At 42.6% G+C, this 21,767-nt stretch carries 10 protein-coding genes; 9 read left to right on the top strand and 1 reads right to left on the bottom strand.

Going from position 1 to position 21,767, the window contains the following annotated elements; genetic code table 11:
* Window positions 1–11: 11 nt before the first annotated feature.
* Genes AAHJ11_RS00340 through AAHJ11_RS00320 form a run of 5 tightly spaced genes read left to right on the top strand, consistent with a single transcriptional unit; the run spans window position 12 to window position 5,440 of the window.
* The gene (locus tag AAHJ11_RS00340) at window positions 12–1,550 is read left to right on the top strand and encodes a hypothetical protein (RefSeq protein WP_258980607.1); all 1,539 of its coding nucleotides are present in this window, start codon (window positions 12–14) and stop codon (window positions 1,548–1,550) included.
* 42 nt (window positions 1,551–1,592) lie between these two features.
* On the top strand, window positions 1,593–2,510 hold the full coding sequence (locus AAHJ11_RS00335) for a dihydrodipicolinate synthase family protein (protein WP_320978951.1): 918 nt from the start codon (window positions 1,593–1,595) through the stop codon (window positions 2,508–2,510).
* 12 nt (window positions 2,511–2,522) lie between these two features.
* A complete protein-coding gene (locus AAHJ11_RS00330) occupies window positions 2,523–3,725 on the top strand; it encodes an AGE family epimerase/isomerase (RefSeq protein WP_320978950.1) in 1,203 nt (400 codons plus the stop codon).
* On the top strand, window positions 3,722–4,168 hold the full coding sequence (locus AAHJ11_RS00325; protein ID WP_007760210.1) for a YhcH/YjgK/YiaL family protein: 447 nt from the start codon (window positions 3,722–3,724) through the stop codon (window positions 4,166–4,168). Before AAHJ11_RS00330 ends, AAHJ11_RS00325 begins: the two co-directional genes overlap by 4 nt.
* Window positions 4,169–4,204: 36 nt before the next feature.
* On the top strand, window positions 4,205–5,440 hold the full coding sequence (locus tag AAHJ11_RS00320; RefSeq protein ID WP_195650325.1) for an MFS transporter: 1,236 nt from the start codon (window positions 4,205–4,207) through the stop codon (window positions 5,438–5,440).
* 400 nt (window positions 5,441–5,840) lie between these two features.
* Here the strand turns inward: AAHJ11_RS00320 and AAHJ11_RS00315 are convergent, their stop codons facing one another.
* Window positions 5,841–8,273: an ATP-binding protein gene (locus AAHJ11_RS00315; RefSeq protein WP_320978949.1), complete on the bottom strand. Its 2,433-nt coding sequence runs from the start codon at window positions 8,271–8,273 to the stop codon at window positions 5,841–5,843.
* Between the two features lie 220 nt (window positions 8,274–8,493).
* Between AAHJ11_RS00315 and AAHJ11_RS00310 the strand changes: the two genes are divergently transcribed.
* The 4 genes from AAHJ11_RS00310 (at window position 8,494) to AAHJ11_RS00295 (ending at window position 21,742) form a co-directional block, all read left to right on the top strand.
* On the top strand, window positions 8,494–11,193 hold the full coding sequence (locus AAHJ11_RS00310) for a hypothetical protein (protein ID WP_320978948.1): 2,700 nt from the start codon (window positions 8,494–8,496) through the stop codon (window positions 11,191–11,193).
* Between the two features lie 174 nt (window positions 11,194–11,367).
* On the top strand, window positions 11,368–15,567 hold the full coding sequence (locus AAHJ11_RS00305; RefSeq protein ID WP_148366742.1) for a malectin domain-containing carbohydrate-binding protein: 4,200 nt from the start codon (window positions 11,368–11,370) through the stop codon (window positions 15,565–15,567).
* Between the two features lie 10 nt (window positions 15,568–15,577).
* Window positions 15,578–18,856, top strand: a complete 3,279-nt coding sequence (locus tag AAHJ11_RS00300) for a glycoside hydrolase family 2 TIM barrel-domain containing protein (protein ID WP_413578864.1) — start codon at window positions 15,578–15,580, stop codon at window positions 18,854–18,856.
* A gap of 36 nt (window positions 18,857–18,892) precedes the next feature.
* Window positions 18,893–21,742: a glycoside hydrolase family 2 protein gene (locus AAHJ11_RS00295; RefSeq protein WP_148366740.1), complete on the top strand. Its 2,850-nt coding sequence runs from the start codon at window positions 18,893–18,895 to the stop codon at window positions 21,740–21,742.
* Window positions 21,743–21,767 lie beyond the last annotated feature (25 nt).

Raw genomic sequence — 21,767 nt, 5'->3', positions numbered from 1 at the left:
ACTGGAAAATTATGAAGAGATATTTATCATTGGTCATTCTCTTATCCTTCGTATATGCGGGTTTGATAAAAGGGCAGCCCGGCCGCATACTTTTTGTAGATACAATAGGAATTGAGAAAACAGATCTCCAACGAATACATCATCTTCCTCTTTATTATTCAGGTAATCCTGTTCTGAAAGCCGATAAGAAATGGGAACTGAATATAAACGGAGACCCCTATGCCGCTCCTTTCAGCGGCGGGGTATGGTATGATGAAACGGGTCGGAAGTTTAAGATGTGGTATTCTGCCGGTGGTGGCAAGTTATTAGGACTTGTCACCTGCTACGCAGAGTCTTCGGACGGAAAGAACTGGATAAAGCCGGAACTTACGATTGTTCCGGGCACAAATATAGTGGATACGCTGGAACATGATTGCGTTTCGGTATTGCTAGACAAATTTGAGAAAGATTCTGCCAAACGTTATAAAATGTTTGTTGTAGAATTTAATAATCGCTCCACTGTCAGTATGAAACTCAAATATTCTTCCGATGGGATTCACTGGAGTGCTCCCCAAGCACTTTCAGGTGAACTGTACGACCGCTGTGCGGCTTATTATGATCCGTTCCGCGGCAAGTATATTTTATCGTTGAAAACAATAAATGGCATTTACCGTCGTTCACGTAATTATTTGGAACACGAAGACCCGGAAATGTTGGTTAGTCTGGCACACAGGGTATATGATAACCAAAGTGACAAATTTATCCGGTATTGGTTTCATGCCGACGACGATGACCCGCGTCATCCTCAATTCCCGGAATTGCGTCCACAGATATATAACCATGAAGCAATGCCCTATGAAGGATATATGCTGGGATATTTTACAGTTTGGCAAGGACCGGAGAATAATATTTGCGACAGTTTGAATATTCAAAAAAGAAATGAAGTATTGATAGGCTGGAGCAAAGACGGTTTCCATTGGAACCGGGAGAACAAAACTACTTTCCTTCCGGTAAGTGAAGATTTTCATGCATGGAATGCTGGTAATGTGCAATCCACTGCGGGCAATCCTCTCATTGTGGGAGACTCTCTTTATTTCTATGTCAGTGGACGCTATAATAGCAAACCCAAGCATGATTCGAACTTTGCCACCGGATTGGCAACACTCCGTCGGGATGGCTTTGTTTCTATGAGGTCGGAAAAGAAAGAAGGCTATGTGATAGTAAAAACTCTGGTTCCGAAAGATGGAAAATACCTGTTTGTCAATGCAGATGTGAAAGGAACTTTAGCGGTGGAAGTCTTAGAAGAAAACGGGCAACCTCTGGAAGGATTCACAAAAAAGGATTGCATACAGATAAAAAATACGGATAAGACAAAACTAATGATTTCATGGAAGAAGCATTCGGAGCTGGAATCTTTAAAGGAAAGAATGATTCGGTTAAAGTTTTATCTGAATAAAGCCGATTTATACTCATTTTGGATTTCCGCATGGCGAACAGGTGAAAGTTGTGGTTACACAAGCGGTGGCGGACCGGGCTTATCGGACAAGGGGATAGATGTCCCCGTGAATTAAATAGAGAAATAACTAAATATATTGAACTTAAAAAAATGTATGATGGAAAAGATTATAGGATTAATCAATGCCCCTTTTACTCCGTTTTATGAAAATGGAGAAGTAAATTATGAACCTATCGAGGCATATACAAAATTGCTTGTAAAAAATGGTTTGAAAGGTGTTTTTATCAACGGCTCCTCCGGAGAAGGCTATATGCTGACCGATGAAGAACGGATGAAACTTGCGGAACGCTGGATGGAAGTCGCACCGAAAGATTTTAAAGTGATTGTGCACGTGGGTAGTTGCTGTGTAAAGTCGAGTCGGATGTTGGCGGAACACGCACAGAAAATCGGAGCTTGGGGAATTGGTGCTATGGCACCTCCTTTCCCTAAAATCGGACGGATAGAAGAATTGGTAAAGTACTGCGAAGAAATTGCCGCCGGAGCACCGGAACTTCCATTCTACTATTATCATATTCCTGCATTTAACGGAGCATTTCTGCCGATGCTTGCTTTCCTGAAAGCTGTTGAGAACCGTATTCCTAATTTTGCAGGCATTAAATATACTTTCGAAAGTCTGTATGAATACAATCAATGCCGCTTATATAAAGATGGTAAGTTTGATATGCTTCATGGACAGGATGAAACGATTCTTCCTTGCTTGGCAATGGGAGGTGCACAAGGGGGAATTGGGGGGACAACCAATTATAATGGCATAAACCTGGTAGGAATTATTGATGTCTGGAAAGCTGGCGAACTGGAGAAAGCCCGTGAACTGCAAAACTTCTCGCAGGAAGTGATTAACGTTATCTGTCATTTCCGTGGAAATATTGTTGGCGGCAAACGCATTATGAAGTTGATTGGCCTTGATTTGGGCGGTAACCGTACTCCTTTCCAAAATATGACTGTTGAGGAAGAAAAACAGATGAAAGCGGAACTGGAAGAAATACATTTCTTCGATCGTTGTAATAAATTCTAATAGGAAGAAAGTATGAAGAATATAAGTGAATATATACAGCATTGGGCGGATACCTACAAGAATGATATGCAGAATAATATCATGCCCTTTTGGATGGAACATGGACTGGATGCAGTGAATGGCGGCCTATATACTTGTGTAGACCGTGAAGGCACATTGATGGATTCCACAAAATCCGTTTGGTTTCAGGGACGTTTTGCTTTTACTTGTTCTTATGCCTATAATCATATCGAAAAGAACCCGGCATGGCTGCATGCAGCCAAAAGCACGCTTGACTTTATAGAGAAGCATTGCTTTGATACGAACGGGCACATGTACTTTGAGGTAACAGCAGACGGACGACCTTTACGCAAGCGGCGTTACATCTTTTCCGAATCATTTGCAGCCATAGCGATGTCCGAATACTCCATTGCATCAGGAGATAGAATTTATGCAGTAAAAGCGCTCGAACTGTTCAAACGTATGCAGTATTTTCTGCAAACTCCCGGATTGTTAGCACCTAAATATCTGGATACACTTCCCATGAAAGGACATTCCATCACCATGATACTGATAAATGTAGCTTCCCGGATTCGGGAAGCTATTCAGGACGCATGTCTGACACTGCAGATTGATGAATCTATCGCTCAATTAAAAAATGATTTCTTGCATCCCGAATTTAAAGCCTTATTGGAAACAGTAGGACCGAACGGTGAGTTTATAGATACTAATATGGGGCGTACCATCAATCCCGGACATTGTATTGAAACAGCCTGGTTCCTATTGGAGGAAGCAAAATTGCGAGGTGAAGATAAAGAGATAGAAAAACTGGGATTGCAGATTTTAGACTGGTCATGGGAGTGGGGCTGGGATAAGGAATTTGGTGGCATTATTAATTTCAAAGATTGCAAAAATCTTCCCTCGCAAGATTATGCTCAAGACATGAAATTTTGGTGGCCGCAAACAGAAGCAATTATCGCTACTCTCTATGCCTATCTGATAACGAAAGAAGATAAGTACTTGGAAATGCATCAGCAAATCAGTGAATGGACCTATACCCATTTCCCGGATAAAGAATATGGAGAGTGGTATGGTTATCTTCACCGGGATGGTACGGTAGCCCAACCGGCAAAGGGAAATTTATTTAAAGGTCCTTTCCATATTCCCCGCATGATGACAAAAGGATATATGCTTTGTGAGGAAATAATGTCTGAAACAAAAAAAGAATTAAAATGATTGTATCCAATTTACAACATAGCCAACGGGTGGAGAAACTTCACCCGTTGTTCAAGCAACTTTTCGATTATGTGAAATCACATGACCTGCTACACGAAGAACTGGGAACTATCAGACTGGATGGTGATAACCTGATTGTCAATAACATCTATCCTGAATGTATTGCTGAAGGGAAACGTTTGTTAGAACTGCATCATGATTATATAGACGTGCACATCTTACTTGAAGGTACAGAAACCATTGGTTGGAAAGCCCTTGAAGAATTAAAAGTGGAAAGGCAAGCTTATGATAAAAAGAGCGATTGTGCTCTCTATGGTGATGTTCCCACGACTTTCATCAATCTCTTACCCGGACAATTCGTCATTGTATACCCGGAAGACCCCCACGCTCCGGCTATCGGTAAAGGCTGGATACGCAAACTGATAGCCAAAGTAAGAGTCTAAAAAAACAGTCTCAAAAATCTTTTAAATACAACTACCATGAAAAATAAAAATATTTATCCATGGGTAGTAGTTGCGTTGCTTTGGGTAGTAGCGTTGCTCAACTACATGGATAGACAAATGCTTTCTACAATGCAGGAAGCAATGAAAATAGATATTGTAGAACTGACAAAAGCAGAAGCTTTCGGCGCGTTGATGGCTGTATTTCTTTGGATATATGGCTTTATGAGTCCGGTTGCCGGTATCATAGCAGACAGGATCAGTCGTAAATGGCTAATCGTCGGGAGTTTATTTGTTTGGTCTGCCGTGACTTTCCTGATGGGATATGCAACGTCATTCGAACAATTATATGGTTTGCGTGCTGTGATGGGGGTTAGTGAAGCATTGTATATTCCTTCCGCTTTATCGCTGATTGCCGATTGGCATCAGGATAAATCACGCTCGTTAGCTATTGGAGTACATATGACCGGACTATATGTCGGTCAGGCTATTGGCGGGTTTGGTGCTACAGCTGCGGCTGCTTTTTCCTGGCAGAGCACTTTCCATTGGTTTGGAATCGTCGGTATTGCTTATTCTGTAGTCCTTATCTTCTTCTTGCATGAGAATCCTATTCGGATGAAAATAGAAAAAGTGGTTGTAAGTGGTGTTAGCAAAGGCGATTCGATAGGGAAAGGGTTATTACTGCTATTTTCTAATATTTCTTTTTGGGTGATATTGTTTTATTTTGCGGCTCCGAGTTTACCCGGCTGGGCCACAAAGAACTGGTTGCCGACTCTATTTGCCGAGAACCTGGATATTCCGATGTCGCAGGCAGGACCTATATCAACGATTACCATTGCTTTGTCTTCATTTGTCGGAGTGATACTTGGTGGATTTTTGTCAGATAGATGGGTACTGAAGAATATTCGTGGACGTGTGTATACGGGAGCCATCGGACTGGGGATGACAATTCCCGCCTTATTGTTGCTAGGTTTCGGACATGGGTTTGTCAGTGTCATAGGTGCGGGATTGCTGTTTGGCGTTGGTTTTGGTATTTTCGATGCTAATAATATGCCTATTCTATGCCAGTTTGTTTCTGCTAAATATAGAGGAACAGCGTATGGAATTATGAATATGACAGGAGTCTTTGCAGGAGCAGCCGTAACTCAATTACTGGGAAAATGGACAGATGGAGGAAGTTTAGGTGAAGGATTTGCCATGCTAAGTATTGTAGTTGCGCTCGCACTAGGGTTACAATTGTACCTTTTAAGACCTAAAACAGATAATATGGAATGAAGATTTATGGGTATTACTTTTGCAAATTGCAGATTAATAAGAAACTAAACTGATTTTAGGTTTCTTTAAAACGTGGCGGGAAATTTGAAAAAGACGATTGTGTTTTTCAAGTTTCCCGCTGTCTTTTGAAAAGAACCGATGAAAAAGTGACAGGTGTGACAGAGGATTTATAACATTCGCGATTTTTTTTATTAGAAAATATAGATAGAAAAATAAAAAAGTAATAAGTTGCAATTCCTCTGTCACACCTGTCACTTTTTGTTTTAATTTTAGGTATACCCAAAAAGAAAGTGGTAAAAGAGAATCGGCTACAGGATCCTGCAGCCGATTCTTGTTGGAGGCCATTCATTATTAGTACTAACCATCATTCATAGAATACCCCCTTTCATATATAGTCAGTCTAGTCAGCAGCGTGGTACGGGTGTGTAAACCAGAAGCAGGAACCTACTCCTTCAGTCGAATCCACGCCAATTTCTCCTCCCATCTGGGAAACAATGCTCTTACAAATAGAAAGTCCGAGTCCTGTACCTTGGGCAAAAGTATTCAGTTTCACAAAACGTTCAAATACGCTCTTTTGCTTTTCTTCCGGTATTCCCATTCCTGTGTCGTGCACATAGAATTTTATTTTCTGATGGGATATTTGTTCGTAGCCAAGGGTGATAGTGCCTTGCCGGGTGAACTTTAATGCATTATTTATAAAGTTACTGATTACTTGGGTGAATCTATTCTTATCTGTGTAGATATAACATTCCGGCAGTATCTCCTCAAAAATCAGTTCAACGCCTTTACCCACTTTCATACCCATTGATTTGATGATTTCAGAACAAGTCTCGTTTACATCTACATTGGTATATACAAAATTAAATGTTCCAGCTTCAATTTTCGAAAGATCGAGAATGTCCGATATCAGTTGCAAAAGAAGTTCATTATTCTCTTGCACGATTTTGATATATTCCTGCCGTTCGCTTCTGCTGTCCGTTTCTGCCAGAAGGCTGGAAAAGCCAACAATAGCATTGAGAGGAGTACGAATCTCATGACTCATATTGGCCAGAAAAGCCGACTTCAGGCGATCCAGTTCTTCTGCTTTATCGCGGGCAATAATCAATTTCTGTTCAGTCTCTTTCAAAGGCGTGATGTCGTAATTGATACATAGCATCTCAATAACGCCGTCTTGGGGACGATAATCTCTAACCATTACATTAATGCTGGTCCATGTATATTTGCCATTTTCCCTGCAGACACGAACTTCTTTGCGCAAACTGGTTGCTTTTCCTTCTTTCACTTCGCGCACAAAGTTCTTCAGAACCGCCTGATCTTCAGGAACCACATGAGCATATACTCCGATAACCTGTGGCATGGGAATACCTTCCTTTTCTCCCAAATTCCTGTACCATGTATCCTGGGCATACCCGTCTCTTGTCAGTACATTGAAATGGGCAAACCCTACCTTGGCATAATCACCGATCAGAAGAAACAGATTCTCAAATTCCTGTATCTTGGTGTATGCATTGGTTGTCTCTGTCGTATCTATATTGATAAACAGATAGTTGATAAATCGGTTTTGAGAATCATAGAGAGCGGTAACTTTAGTGGTAAGATTGATAATCCCTTCCCTATGAGTGTCTACATATCGATTTATTTTTGAGAAATCATAATTGATGGAGAAATTTACATCTTCTTTAGCTTTCAATTTTTCTTTTATCTCTGAAGGAATATTAGGATTGTTGAACAAGTTGACTCCTAAGGCCTCATTTTTGTCAGATAAACCAAATATTTCAAGTTCTTTATCATTGATGTCTACCAGATAACCGTCTTTATCGTAAAGTTCGACACCTGCCGGAAGATTCTTGTAGATGTTTCTCAATATCTTTTCGCTGTTGTCCAAAGCAATACGATCTTCTTTGGCCTGCAACTCCGATTTCCGTAATCCGATGCAAATACTGATAATATTTGCGAGGGAGGAGAAGCATTGATAATCCACATTGCTCCAGCTTCGTTGTGTTCTTACCATATCGATTCCCATGTAGCCCCATACTTCTTCTTTGGATATTAAAGGGACTACCATCAGTGATTTAATATCCTGCATTTCTAATGTACGGCGATATTCTTCTGCTTCTTTTGGCATGTCATCCAGAGTGTTCAGGATAATTGCCCTTCTTTCGGCTATCTGATGATTCCACCAAGTAGACGGGTCCCAAGGGATATTACTTAAGAAATCCTGTTCTTTGGAGATGCCTTCGGCTGTGGCTTCATAAGTACAGTCCTGGCGTTGTTTTTTTCTGTTTATTTCGAAGATATAAATACGATCACCCTGAAACTGTTTGAGGAGATCTCCTAATGTCTCGTTAATCACTTGAGTCATATCATCACATTGCAGAAACGCAAGCAATGAATATGAAATATTATTCTGCTGATAGAGCAAACTGCTGACTTGAAGGAAATCAATGTTTCCATTTGAATTATCGATAGGTCTGTCAATATATTGTAGAAAGCCGGTCATATTCCTGTATCCCTCTTTATCAGGCTTCTGGAAACTGATTTTGGAGTACACCCAAATTTCCCCGTCTTTTGCCCGGATAGGAAACATTTGTTCGTAAGTCTGTAAATTGGATAAGGACAGGTATTCGTTTTTAAGACGTAGCCGATGGTCTTCACGTATTCTTTGATGGAATTCGGTGAAACTGATACGGTTACTTTTAAGACCGAGTAAGTCTACAATAAAGTCAGAGCAGATATATTCTTGATTCTTCAAATCTGACTCCCACCATCCCATTTTGGCCATTTGTGCTATCTGAACGTATTTTTCATAGTCATAATTTGTTTGTTCTTTCATATTGTCTGCTCTTGTTTTCTGTTTTTATATTCTAAGACACTAGCTGGCAAAGATAAGTATAACTTTTAAATAATGAGGCGTTTATGTATCATCGCGGGAGGAAAATGGAAGTCTGGTGCCGAAAAGTGGAAAAAGAGACAAATGAGTACAAACAGGGGATTATTTCGTCTTCTTCTTAGTTAGGAAGTGAATTATATAATCTATAATATATATCAGAAGAATGAAAAATACCAGATTATTCATGTTTGCGGCATGCACACTTTTTTTAGCAGCGTGTGGCAGGCAAACCGTGAAGATTATGACTCCGCCGGATGCGTCAAATCGTGTTTTGTTTGGTGCGGAGCAGTTACAGGCTACCTTGGATAAAGCCGGTTATCAGGTAATGATGCAACAGGGAGACACAACATTCTCCGACCCCGAAATCAAAACAATCTTGCTGACGGAAGTGAATGACACGACACTCAAGAAAGAAGGTTTTCATATTTCGACGACCGGTAATCTGACCAGAGTGTCCGGCAGGGATGGGAGTGGCGTCATTTACGGATGTCGCGAACTGATAGACCGTGTGAATGACTCGGATGGTCGGTTGAATTTCCCGGAGGAATTGAAAGACGCTCCTGAAATGGTATTGCGTGGGGCTTGTGTAGGATTACAGAAGATGACCTACCTGCCGGGACATGGTGTATATGAATATCCGTATACTCCGGAAAGTTTCCCTTGGTTTTATGATAAAGAACAGTGGATTAAATACTTGGATATGCTGGTTGCCAATCGCATGAATTCACTGTATCTCTGGAATGGACATCCGTTTGCTTCATTGGTGAAACTGGAAGATTATCCGTTTGCACTGGAAGTAGATGAAGAAACATTCAAAAAGAATGAAGAAATGTTCTCTTTCCTCACAGAAGAAGCGGACAAACGCGGTATCTTTGTGATACAGATGTTTTATAATATTATTCTTTCCAAACCTTTTGCTGAACATTACGGGCTGAAAACACAGGATCGTAATCGTCCTATTACTCCTTTGATTGCCGATTATACACGCAAGAGTATTGCCGCGTTCATAGAAAAATATCCCAATGTAGGACTACTTGTTTGTCTGGGTGAAGCGATGTGTACGGTAGAAGATGATGTGGAATGGTTTACAAAAACAATTATTCCGGGAGTGAAAGACGGATTACAGGCATTGGGACGAACGGATGAACCGCCTCTTTTGTTGCGTGCACACGACACGGACTGTAAACTGGTGATGGATGCTGCATTGCCGCATTATAAGAATCTTTATACGATGCATAAATATAATGGTGAATCGTTGACAACTTACGAACCTCGTGGCCCCTGGTCGAAAATACATACAGATTTGAGTTCATTGGGTTCCATCCATATCAGTAACGTACATATCCTGGCCAATCTGGAACCGTTCCGCTGGGGCTCTCCGGATTTCGTACAGAAAGCGGTAACTGCCATGCACAATGTACACGGTGCCAATGCACTACATCTTTATCCGCAAGCTTCCTATTGGGATTGGCCCTATACGGCTGATAAATTACCGAACAACGAACGTGAGTTCCAATTGGATCGTGACTGGATTTGGTATCAGACATGGGGACGTTATGCATGGAACTGCCACCGAGATCGTACAGATGAAATGGGGTACTGGAATCATCAGTTAGGCAAATTCTACGGAACATCTGACGAAAATGCAAGCAATATCCGCATAGCTTATGAAGAAAGTGGTGAGATTGCTCCGAAGCTATTGCGTCGTTTCGGTATCACAGAAGGAAATCGCCAGACATTATTGCTGGGTATGTTTATGAGTCAACTTGTCAATCCATATAAATATACCATCTATCCGGGATTCTATGAAAGTTGCGGACCGGAAGGGGAGAAGCTGATAGAATATGTAGAGAAAGAATGGAAAAAGCAACCTCATGTAGGTGAAATGCCTTTGGATATTGTTGCTCAAGTAATAGAGCACGGGGATAAGGCAGTAGCGGCTATTGATAAGGCGGCCGCCTCCGTATCTTCAAATAAGGACGAATTTGCCCGTTTACAAAATGATATGCATTGTTATCGTGAATTTGCGTATGCGTTCAACTTGAAAGTGAAAGCTGCCAAGCTGGTACTGGATTATCAATGGGGCAAAGACATCAAAAACCTTGAAGAAGCCATTCCTTTGATGGAACAAAGTCTGGAGCATTATCGTAAATTGGTGGAATTGACAGACGAACATTATTTATATGCCAACAGTATGCAGACAGCTCAACGTCGTATTCCTATCGGTGGAGATGATGGAAAGAATAAGACTTGGAAAGAATTGCTGGTACACTACGAAAAAGAATTGGAGAACTTCAAAGCTAATCTCGTCCTGTTGAAAGAAAAACAGAATGGAAATGCGGTGGCTGAAACTGTAGAGATTGCTGCCTGGGCTCCTGCAAACGTAAAACTGATTTCTAATTATCCGGCAGTGAAAGTGGAGGAGGGCACTTCTTTATTTGTCGATCTTCCGGGTAAGATAGAAGCAGTAGCCCCTGAATTGAAGGGAATGAAAGCGCTTCGTTTCAATGGAAACGAGCAGAGAGAGAAAGGTACGAGTATCACTTTTGAAACAGATGCTCCGGTGAAATTATTAGTAGCCTATTTCAAAGATGACCAGAAAAAGTATGCAAAGGCTCCGAAACTGGAAATCGATGCATCAGCCAATGATTACGGTCAGGCGGAACCTGTGTTGACGAATGCTGTCCGTATCAACGGAATGCCTTTGGCAAATGTACATGCATATAGTTTTCCGGCCGGAAAGCATACGCTGATGTTACCCAAAGGTTATCTGCAAGTACTAGGATTTACTGCTGCGGATATGAAGGTGCGTAATGCCGGACTTGCCGGGGATGAAGAAACAATGGATTGGTTATTTTACTAAGTCCTTACCACTAATCAATTGCTATCTTTTTAGGCACGGATTACACGGATTAACGCAGTTGTTTTGCAATAATGACAACACTAAAGACAGTGAATTCCGTGTAATCCGTGCCTAAATTATCATATAAACTAATTATGAACATCATTATATGAATGATTATAGATGAAAAATATCATGAAGAAGTTATTGCTGGCTGTTTTTAGTATAACCACAACTTTCTCTCTGTATGCGCAACGCGAAGTTCCGCAGGAACGGATGGAGCAGATTTATGAGGAAGTGAAGACACCGTATAAGTACGGTCTTGCCATCGCACCGGCAGACAATCATCATAAGATCGATTGCCCTACCGTTTTCCGTCAGGGAGACAAGTGGTTGATGACCTACGTCGTCTATAACGGTAAAAGTGGAACGGACGGACGCGGATACGAGACATGGATAGCGGAAAGCGACAATTTGCTTGAATGGCGTACTTTGGGACGAATTCTTTCTTACCGGGATGGAAAATGGGACTGTAACCAGCGTGGCGGCTTTCCTGCATTACCGGATATGGAATGGGGTGGAAGCTATGAACTTCAAACTTATAAAGGCCGCCATTGGATGACGTATATCGGTGGCGAAGGCACCGGCTACGAAGCAGTGAAAGCTCCGCTTTACATCGGACTGGCATCAACAAAAGGAGATATTTCCACTGCCCACGAATGGGAATCTCTGGACAAACCGATCTTGAGCATCCATGATAAAGATGCCCAATGGTGGGAGAAACTGACTCAATATAAGAGTACCGTTTATTGGGATAAGGATAAAACATTGGGCACCCCGTTTGTGATGTATTATAATGCAGGCGGTCGTCATCCGGAAACGGATTTAAAAGGAGAACGTGTCGGCATCGCTCTTTCCAAGGATATGAAGACCTGGAAACGTTATCCGGGAAATCCAGTCTTTGCGCATGAAGCGGATGGAACAATTACAGGAGATGCACATATCCAGAAGATGGGTGATGTGTATGTGATGTTCTATTTCTCTGCTTTTGAGCCTTCGCGTAAATATAAGGCATTCAATACGTTTGCCGCCAGCTATGATTTGGTGAACTGGACGGACTGGAAGGGAGTCGATCTGGTCATCCCTTCCAAGAACTACGATGAATTGTTTGCTCATAAGAGTTATGTGGTAAAGCATGATGGAGTGGTTTATCATTTTTATTGTGCAGTAAACAACGCAGAGCAACGTGGCATTGCCATCGCTACTAGTAAGCCGATGGGACGTTCGGCGGTTCGCTTTCCGAAACCGGAAATTAAAAATCGTCGGTTAATCACTACATTGACTGAGGGTTGGAAAACCTGGATTACAGAGGCTACTCATTTGAAAGGTAATTTCAGAATGCCTGCAAAGACGGTGAATATCCCTCATAATTGGGATGATTATTATGGATATCGCCAGTTGACACATGGAAATATGCATGGAACTGCCATGTATGTGAAAGACTTCACCGCCGATATAAAATCCGGGAAACGATATTTCCTTCGTTTTGATGGAGTAGGTACATACGCTACCATTAAAGTAAACGGAACGGACTTCGGTCGTCACCCTGTTGGACGTACTACATTAACCTTGGACGTTACAGATGCAATGAAGCAGGGAATAAATCGCCTGGAAGTAAAAGCCGAGCATCCGGAAATGATTGCCGATATGCCTTGGGTATGTGGTGGATGTTCGTCGGAATGGGGATTCAGTGAGGGGTCACAGCCCTTCGGTATTTTCCGTCCTGTGGTGCTGGAGGTGACCGATGAAATTCGTATAGAACCTTTTGGTGTACACATCTGGAATGATGAAAAGGCTGCTAACGTATTTGTTGAAACGGAGGTTAAGAATTATGGTAAGGCAACAGAAACGATAGAGCTAGTCAATAAACTAAGCAATGCCGATGGAAAACAAGTTTTCCGTTTGGTGGAGAAAGTAACTTTGGCTCCGGGAGAAATGAAAGTCGTTCGCCAGCAAGCTCCTGTCGAGAAACCTGTTTTGTGGGATACAGAAAATCCATATCTCTATAAACTAGCCAGTATGATTAAGCGTGATACAAAAACTACGGATGAAATCTCAACACCGTTTGGTATCCGTACCATTAGCTGGCCGGTCAAACGGAATGATGGAGACGGACGTTTTTACCTGAACGGAAAACCGGTGTTTATTAATGGGGTATGCGAGTACGAACATCAGTTCGGACAGAGCCATGCATTCAGCAATGAACAGGTGGCTGCAAGAGTAAAACAGATACGTGCGGCCGGGTTCAATGCATTCCGGGATGCTCACCAGCCCCATCATCTCGACTATCAGAAGTATTGGGATGAAGAGGGAGTCCTCTTCTGGACACAATTATCTGCTCATGTATGGTATGATACTCCGGAGTTTCGCGAGAACTTCAAGAAGTTACTTCGTCAATGGGTGAAAGAACGTCGCAATTCTCCTTCAGTGGTAATGTGGGGATTACAGAATGAAAGTACTTTACCTCGTGAATTTGCGCAGGAATGCAGTGATATTATTCGTGAAATGGATCCGACTGCAAAGACAATGCGTGTCATTACAACTTGTAATGGCGGTGAAGGTACAGACTGGAATGTGATTCAGAATTGGAGCGGTACGTATGGGGGAGATGTGACTAAATATGGTCGGGAACTTTCTCAAGTTAACCAATTATTGAATGGGGAATATGGAGCATGGAGAAGCATCGGTTTGCATACAGAACCGGGAGATTTCCAAGTGAATGGTGTGTGGAGTGAAGACCGTATGTGCCAGTTGATGGAAACCAAAATCCGCTTGGCGGAGCAGGTTAAAGACAGTGTTTGCGGACAGTTTCAGTGGATATACAGCAGCCATGACAATCCCGGACGCCGCCAACCGGATGAAGCATATCGCAAAATAGATAAAGTCGGTCCGTTCAATTACAAAGGATTGGTTACTCCATGGGAAGAACCGTTGGATGTGTATTATATGTATCGTGCCAACTATGTTTCCGCAGCCAAAGATCCGATGGTCTATCTCGTATCCCATACATGGACCGACCGTTTTGAGAAAGGACGTCGCCGTGCTACTATAGAGGCTTACAGTAATTGTGATTCAGTGTTGCTTTACAATGATATGACAAATGAAAAGGCAACCTTCCTCGGACGTAAAAAGAACAACGGAACGGGTACTCATTTTATGTGGGAAAACCGGGATATTCGTTATAACGTACTTCGTGCTGTGGGATATTATAAAGGTAAACCGGTATCGGAAGACTTAATTGTGTTCAAGGGTTTGGAACAGGCTCCCAACTTCGAACTTCTTTATCTGGATGATAAAAATATATTAAAAGGAGAGGCAGGATATAATTATCTATATCGTCTTAATTGCGGAGGAGATGATTATACGGATAGTTTCGGACAGTTGTGGTTGCAGGACAATACGAACTATTCCCATTCATGGGCGGAAAACTTCAAGGATCTGAATCCATATCTTGCCAGCCAACGTACCACCAATGATCCGATTCATGGCACTCGTGACTGGAAGTTATTCCAACATTTCCGTTTCGGACGTCATCAGTTGGAAGTTCGTTTTCCTGTGGCAGATGGAACCTATCGTATTGAACTGTATTTCACAGAACCCTGGCATGGCACAGGCGGAAGTGCTTCCACCGACTGTGAAGGACTGCGTATATTCGATGTTGCCGTGAATGATTCTGTCGTATTAGACGACTTGGATATCTGGGCAGAAAGCGGTCATGACGGAGTTTGCAAGAAGGTGGTATATGCCACAGTTAAAGGGGGAATGTTAAGAATTAATTTCCCGGAAGTGAAAGCAGGTCAAGCCTTAATTTCGGGCATTGCTATTGCTTCCACAAATATGGAACTGAAACCGACGGTATTCCCTGCATCCGATTGGAGTTGGGAAAAGGCAGATAAAGAAGTGATGGAAAAGACTCCGAAAGAGTTGCTTCCTGAAGACAAGAACGCCCGTGTCAGTGTAGCCTATGAAGCGGAAGCTGCTACATTGAAAGGTAACTATCAGAAGAAGGAACATCGTAAACAGACAGGAGTGTTCTTGGGCAAAGGAAAAGGGAACAGCATTGAATGGAATGTTTCTACCGGATTGGCTCAAGTGTATGCTCTTCGCTTTAAGTATATGAATACTTCCGGAAAACCAATGCCTGTCCTAATGAAGTTCATAGATTCGAAAGGGGTGGTATTGAAAGAGGATGTATTGACCTTCCCGGAGACACCGGATAAATGGAAGATGATGAGCACCACTACCGGAACCTTTATCAATGCCGGACATTATAAAGTTGAACTTTCAGCAGAAAATATGGAAGGACTTGCTTTTGATGCGTTGGATATTCAATAAAAAAGAACGAATGAAAATATATACTTTACTGCTTGGTGCCTTGTTTGTTAGCCCAATACAGGCACAAACAATACATGATTGGGAGAATCATCATGTTCTTCAGATTAATCGTGAACCGGCAAGAGCCGCTTTTATCCCTTTCTCTATCCAGAAAGGAGACTGTTTGATGTCTTTGGATGGAACTTGGAAATTCCGTTGGACTCCTGTTCCCAATGAAAGAGTCCTGAATTTCTATCAGATAAACTTTGATGATAAAAGCTGGATGGATTTTCCTGTTCCGGCAAACTGGGAAGTGAACGGATATGGTACGCCTATTTATGTTTCAGCAGGTTACCCGTTCAAAATAGATCCCCCGCGAGTGATGGGAGAACCCAAAACTGACTATACCACGTATAAAGAACGGAACCCAGTCGGACAATATCGCCGTACATTTATTTTGCCAGCCGGATGGGAAGCGAACGGGCAGACTTTTCTACGGTTTGAGGGCGTAATGAGTGCCTTCTATGTTTGGGTTAATGGCGAACGGGTAGGGTATAGCCAAGGCAGTATGGAACCGAGTGAATTCAACGTCACGAAGTATCTGAAATCCGGAGAAAATCAGATTTCATTGGAAGTTTACCGGTATAGCGACGGTTCCTACCTGGAAGATCAGGATTTCTGGCGTTTTGGAGGTATTCATCGCAGCATTCACCTGATACATACTCCGGACATTCGTATCCGTGATTATGCGGTACGCACTCTGCCTGCATCTACTGGTAATTATAAAGACTTTATTTTGCAGATTGATCCGCAATTCAGTGTGTATAGAGGAATGACCGGTAAAGGTTATATCCTGCAAGGAGTATTAAAAGATGCTTCAGGCAAAGAAATCGTTGTATTGAAAGGTGATGTGGAAGATATACTTGATTTGGAGCATAAAGCAAGCCGGATGAATGAATGGTATCCGCAGCGGGGACCTCGTAAAATGGGACGTTTATCAGCCGTTATAAAATCACCGGAAAGATGGACGGCAGAAACGCCCTATCTTTATAAGCTGCACTTAACCTTGCAAAATGAGGAAGGAAAAGTAGTGGAACAGATAGAACAAACTGTGGGCTTCCGTTCTGTAGAAATCAAAAAAGGACAACTGTTGGTGAATGGCAGTCCGGTTCGTTTTCGTGGAGTAAATCGCCATGAACATGATCCCCGAACGGCACGTGTCATGAGCGAGGAACGAATGCTTCAGGATATTCTCTTAATGAAACAGGCGAATATAAATGCCGTACGTACCAGTCATTATCCGAACGTCAGCCGTTGGTATGAGTTATGCGACAGCTTGGGACTGTATGTGATGGACGAAGCGGATATAGAAGAACACGGATTGCGCGGAACACTGGCAAGCACTCCCGACTGGCATGCAGCATTTATGGACCGTGCAATGCGTATGGCAGAACGTGATAAGAATTATCCAAGCATCGTCATGTGGAGCATGGGAAACGAGAGTGGTTATGGACCGAACTTCGCCGCTATCTCTGCATGGCTGCATGATTTTGACCCGACTCGTCCTGTACATTATGAAGGAGCACAAGGAGTGGATGGCGATCCTGACCCGAAAACTGTCGATGTTATCAGCCGCTTTTATACCCGGGTGAAACAAGAATACTTGAATCCCGGTATTGCCGAAGGAGAGGATAAAGAACGCGCTGAAAATGCACGTTGGGAACGGTTGCTGGAGATTGCGGAACGCACCAATGACGACCGTCCGGTAATGACAAGTGAATATGCACATTCCATGGGAAATGCATTGGGAAATTTCAAGGAATATTGGGATGAGATATATGGCAATCCCCGTATGCTGGGTGGTTTTATATGGGATTGGGTAGATCAGGGAATCTACAAAACTTTACCCGATGGCCATACCATGGTGGCTTATGGGGGTGATTTCGGTGATAAACCGAATTTAAAAGCGTTCTGCTATAATGGATTGCTGATGAGCGAGCGTGAAACTACGCCTAAATATTGGGAAGTAAAGAAAGTGTATGCACCCGTCGAACTAAAAATGGAAAACGGGAAACTGAAAGTAACGAACCGAAATCACCACACCGGCTTGTCTCAATATCGTTGCCTATGGACTGTGTCAATCGATGGAAAGCAGAAAGAGGAGGGAGAAATTACCTTACCGGAAATAGCTCCCGGAGGGAGTCAGACGATAGATTTGCCGACTTTCCGCTCATTGAAAGGCTCCGGTTCTTTGAGTAATCAAACAAAGAGAGGTCAAGGGAAAGCTCTGTCTGATTGCCAGCTAAAAGTAAGCATCGTTTTGAAATCGGATGCCCTTTGGGCAAAAGTGGGGCATGAAGTGACTTGGGAGCAATTCTGCTTGCAGAAAGGAGATTTGATCTCTACTGATCTAGTCAATAAAGGAACACTTCAAGTGAAAGAGGATAATCAGTCCTTATTGATTAGCGGACGCGGTTTTTCCGTTCAGTGGGAAAAGAAAATGAACGGAAGCATGACTTCCCTTATATATAATGGCAAAGAGATGTTGGCTCATTTAGATGATTTTCCTGTTCAACCCGTCACTCAAGTTTTCCGTGCTCCAACAGACAATGACAAGAGTTTCGGGAATTGGCTGGCTAAAGACTGGAAATTGCATGCAATGGATAGTCCGCAGATAAATTTAGAATCTTTCAACCATGAAGTACGTGCAGACGGGGCGGTAATTGTACGGATCCAAACAAGCAATTTATATAAAGAAGGAAAAGTGACTACAACTTCTGTTTACACTGTTTCTTCAGATGGAACGATTGATTTAAAGACGACTTTCCTACCACAAGGAGTTCTTCCCGAAATCCCCCGTTTAGGAATCGCATTCTGTCTGGCACCTGCTTACAATACATTTACCTGGTATGGCAGAGGACCACAGGACAATTATCCTGACCGCAAAACATCTGCTGCTATAGGGCTTTGGAAAGGAAGTGTGGCGGAACAATATGTGCATTATCCCCGTCCGCAGGATAGTGGAAATAAAGAAGAAGTACACTATCTTACCCTGACTGACAAACAGAATAAAGGTATTCGTGTTGATGCGGTAGAAAATGTGTTTTCCGCATCTGCTTTGCACTATACTGTGCAGGATATCTATCAAGAAACTCATGATTGTAATCTAAAACCACGTGCGGAAGTCATTCTAAGTATGGATGCTGCCGTGCTTGGATTAGGAAACAGTAGTTGCGGACCGGGTGTATTGAAGAAATATGCCATAGAGAAAAAGGAACACACGCTGCATCTACGTATCAGTAAGCAATGATAGAAATAAATAACTAACACAATTATAAAAGTAACAATGAAAAAAGTAACCACTTTATTATCAACCTTAGCGTTGGCAACTACCTTGGCTGCTCAAAACCTTCCACAAACGGAAAGGCAATATCTCTCCGGTCACGGATGCGATGACATGGTTGAATGGGACTTCTTTTGTACCGACGGACGCAATTCCGGGAAATGGACGAAAATTGGTGTACCTTCCTGCTGGGAGCTGCAAGGATTCGGCACCTATCAGTATGGAATCACTTTCTATGGTAAACCATTCCCTGAAGGCGTTGCCAATGAAAAAGGTATGTATAAGTATGAGTTTGAAGTTCCGGAAAAATTCCGCGGCAAACAGGTGAATCTTGTATTCGAGGCTTCAATGACGGATACGGAAGTGAAAGTGAATGGACGCAAAGTGGGTTCCAAACATCAGGGGGCTTTCTATCGCTTTTCATATAACGTCACGGATTTCCTGAAATATGGTAAGAAAAACCTGTTGGAAGTCACTGTTGCCAAAGAGAGTGAAAATGCCAGTGTGAATCTGGCTGAACGTCGTGCTGATTATTGGAATTTTGGAGGTATCTTCCGTCCGGTATTCCTGGAGGTGAAACCTGCTGTAAACCTGCGACATATTGCTATTGATGCAAAGATGGATGGATCTTTCCGTGCCAACTGCTACACCAATATCTCCAATGACGGCATGAGTATTCGTACACAGATTCTGGATAAAAAAGGAAAGAAGTTAGCGGAAACCACTGTACCTGTAAAAGCGGGTGGCGACTGGACTTCCCTGCAACTGAATGTCTCTAACCCTGCACTATGGACTGCGGAAACTCCGAATCTTTATAAAGCCCAATTCTCCCTATTGGATAAGGACGGTAAAGTGCTGCATAGTGAAACGGAAAACTTTGGTTTCCGTACCATTGAAGTACGTGAAAGCGACGGACTTTATATAAACGGAGTGCGTATCAATGTACGTGGTGTCAATCGTCATAGCTTCCGTCCTGAAAGTGGCCGTACATTGAGTAAAGCGAAGAATATCGAAGATGTTCTTTTAATGAAAGACATGAATATGAATTCTGTCCGTTTGAGCCACTATCCGGCTGACCCGGAATTTCTGGAAGCTTGTGATTCTCTCGGACTTTATGTGATGGATGAATTGGGAGGCTGGCATGGCAAATATGATACGCCCACCGGAGTACGTCTGATTGAAGGCATGATAGAACGTGACGTGAATCATCCGTCTATTATCTGGTGGAGCAATGGTAATGAAAAAGGATGGAATACTGAATTGGACGGAGAGTTTCATAAATACGACCCGCAGAAACGTCCGGTTATTCACCCGCAAGGCAATTTCTCCGGTTTTGAAACAATGCATTACCGCTCTTACGGAGAAAGCCAGAACTATATGCGTTTGCCGGAAATCTTTATGCCTACAGAATTCTTGCATGGTTTGTACGATGGAGGTCATGGTGCCGGATTATATGATTATTGGGAAATGATGCGCAAGCATCCCCGTTGTATCGGTGGTTTCCTTTGGGTATTGGCAGATGAAGGAGTGAAGCGTGTGGATATGGATGGCTTCATTGATAATCAGGGAAACTTTGGAGCCGACGGTATTGTAGGACCACATCACGAAAAGGAGGGTAGCTACTACACTATCAAGCAGTTATGGAGCCCAATACAGATTATGAATACTTCTATCGACAGGCAATTTGACGGTAAATTCTCCGTAGAAAACCGTTATGATTATCTGAATCTGAATACCTGTCGTTTCCTTTGGAAGCAAGTGAAGTTTCCACAGGCAACGGATGCTTCTAATGCCGCTGCTCAAGTGTTGAAAGAAGGAGAAGTGCAGGGTAGTGACGTGGCTGCTCATTCGGCGGGTGTCTTGGATATAAAAACAAATATCCTCGCCAATACAGATGCTCTTTACCTGACAGCTATTGATAAATACGGTCATGAACTTTGGCGCTGGACTTTCCCGGTTGATAAACTGAACCAGCAAACTGAACCGATCTCCTTCTTATCCATCCGCCCTACCTATACGGAAACTGAAAATGATCTCACAGTGAAGGCGAACAAGCGTACGTTCATCTTCTCAAAGAAAGACGGACAATTAAAAGGAGTATCTGTAGATAATCGTAAAATTAGTTTCGCCAATGGTCCCCGTTTCATTGGAGCCCGTCGTGCAGACCGCTCATTGGATCAATTCTATAACCATGATGATGAGAAAGCAAAAGAAAAAGACCGTACATATAGCGAATTCCCCGATGCTGCCGTATTTACGAAACTGGACGTAAAACAAGAGGGAGGTGATCTGATTGTTACCGCCAATTATAAACTGGGTAATTTAGATAAAGCTCAATGGACAATCAGCCCGAGTGGGGATTTGGTATTGGATTATACCTACAATTTCTCCGGTGTGGTGGATTTAATGGGTATTTGTTTCGATTATCCGGAAGATCAGGTAATCAGTAAACGCTGGTTGGGAGCCGGACCCTATCGTGTATGGCAGAATCGTATTCATGGTACACAATACGATGTATGGGAAAACGACTATAACGACCCTATTCCTGGTGAAACTTTCACTTATCCCGAATTCAAAGGATATTTTGACGATGTTTCCTGGATGAATATCCGGACGAAAGAGGGCATTATCAGCCTGACAAACGAAACTCCCAACACCTATGTCGGAGTATATCAGCCTCGTGACGGTCGCGACCGTTTGCTTTATACTCTTCCCGAGAGTGGAATTTCTCTTCTGAATGTGATTCCTCCGGTACGTAATAAAGTAAACTCCACCGATTTGTGTGGTCCTTCCTCACAACCGAAATGGGTAAATGGTCCACAAACCGGACGGATCGTTTTCCGGTTTATGTAAATAAATGATAAAAAGGTACTCAATA

The sequence above is a fragment of the Bacteroides sp. 90-K9/2 genome (genome assembly GCF_047310725.1).
Lineage (GTDB): Bacteria > Bacteroidota > Bacteroidia > Bacteroidales > Bacteroidaceae > Bacteroides > Bacteroides vicugnae.
The sequence above is the reverse complement of the archived record's forward strand: the minus strand, read 5'-3'. Positions and strand labels throughout refer to the sequence as shown.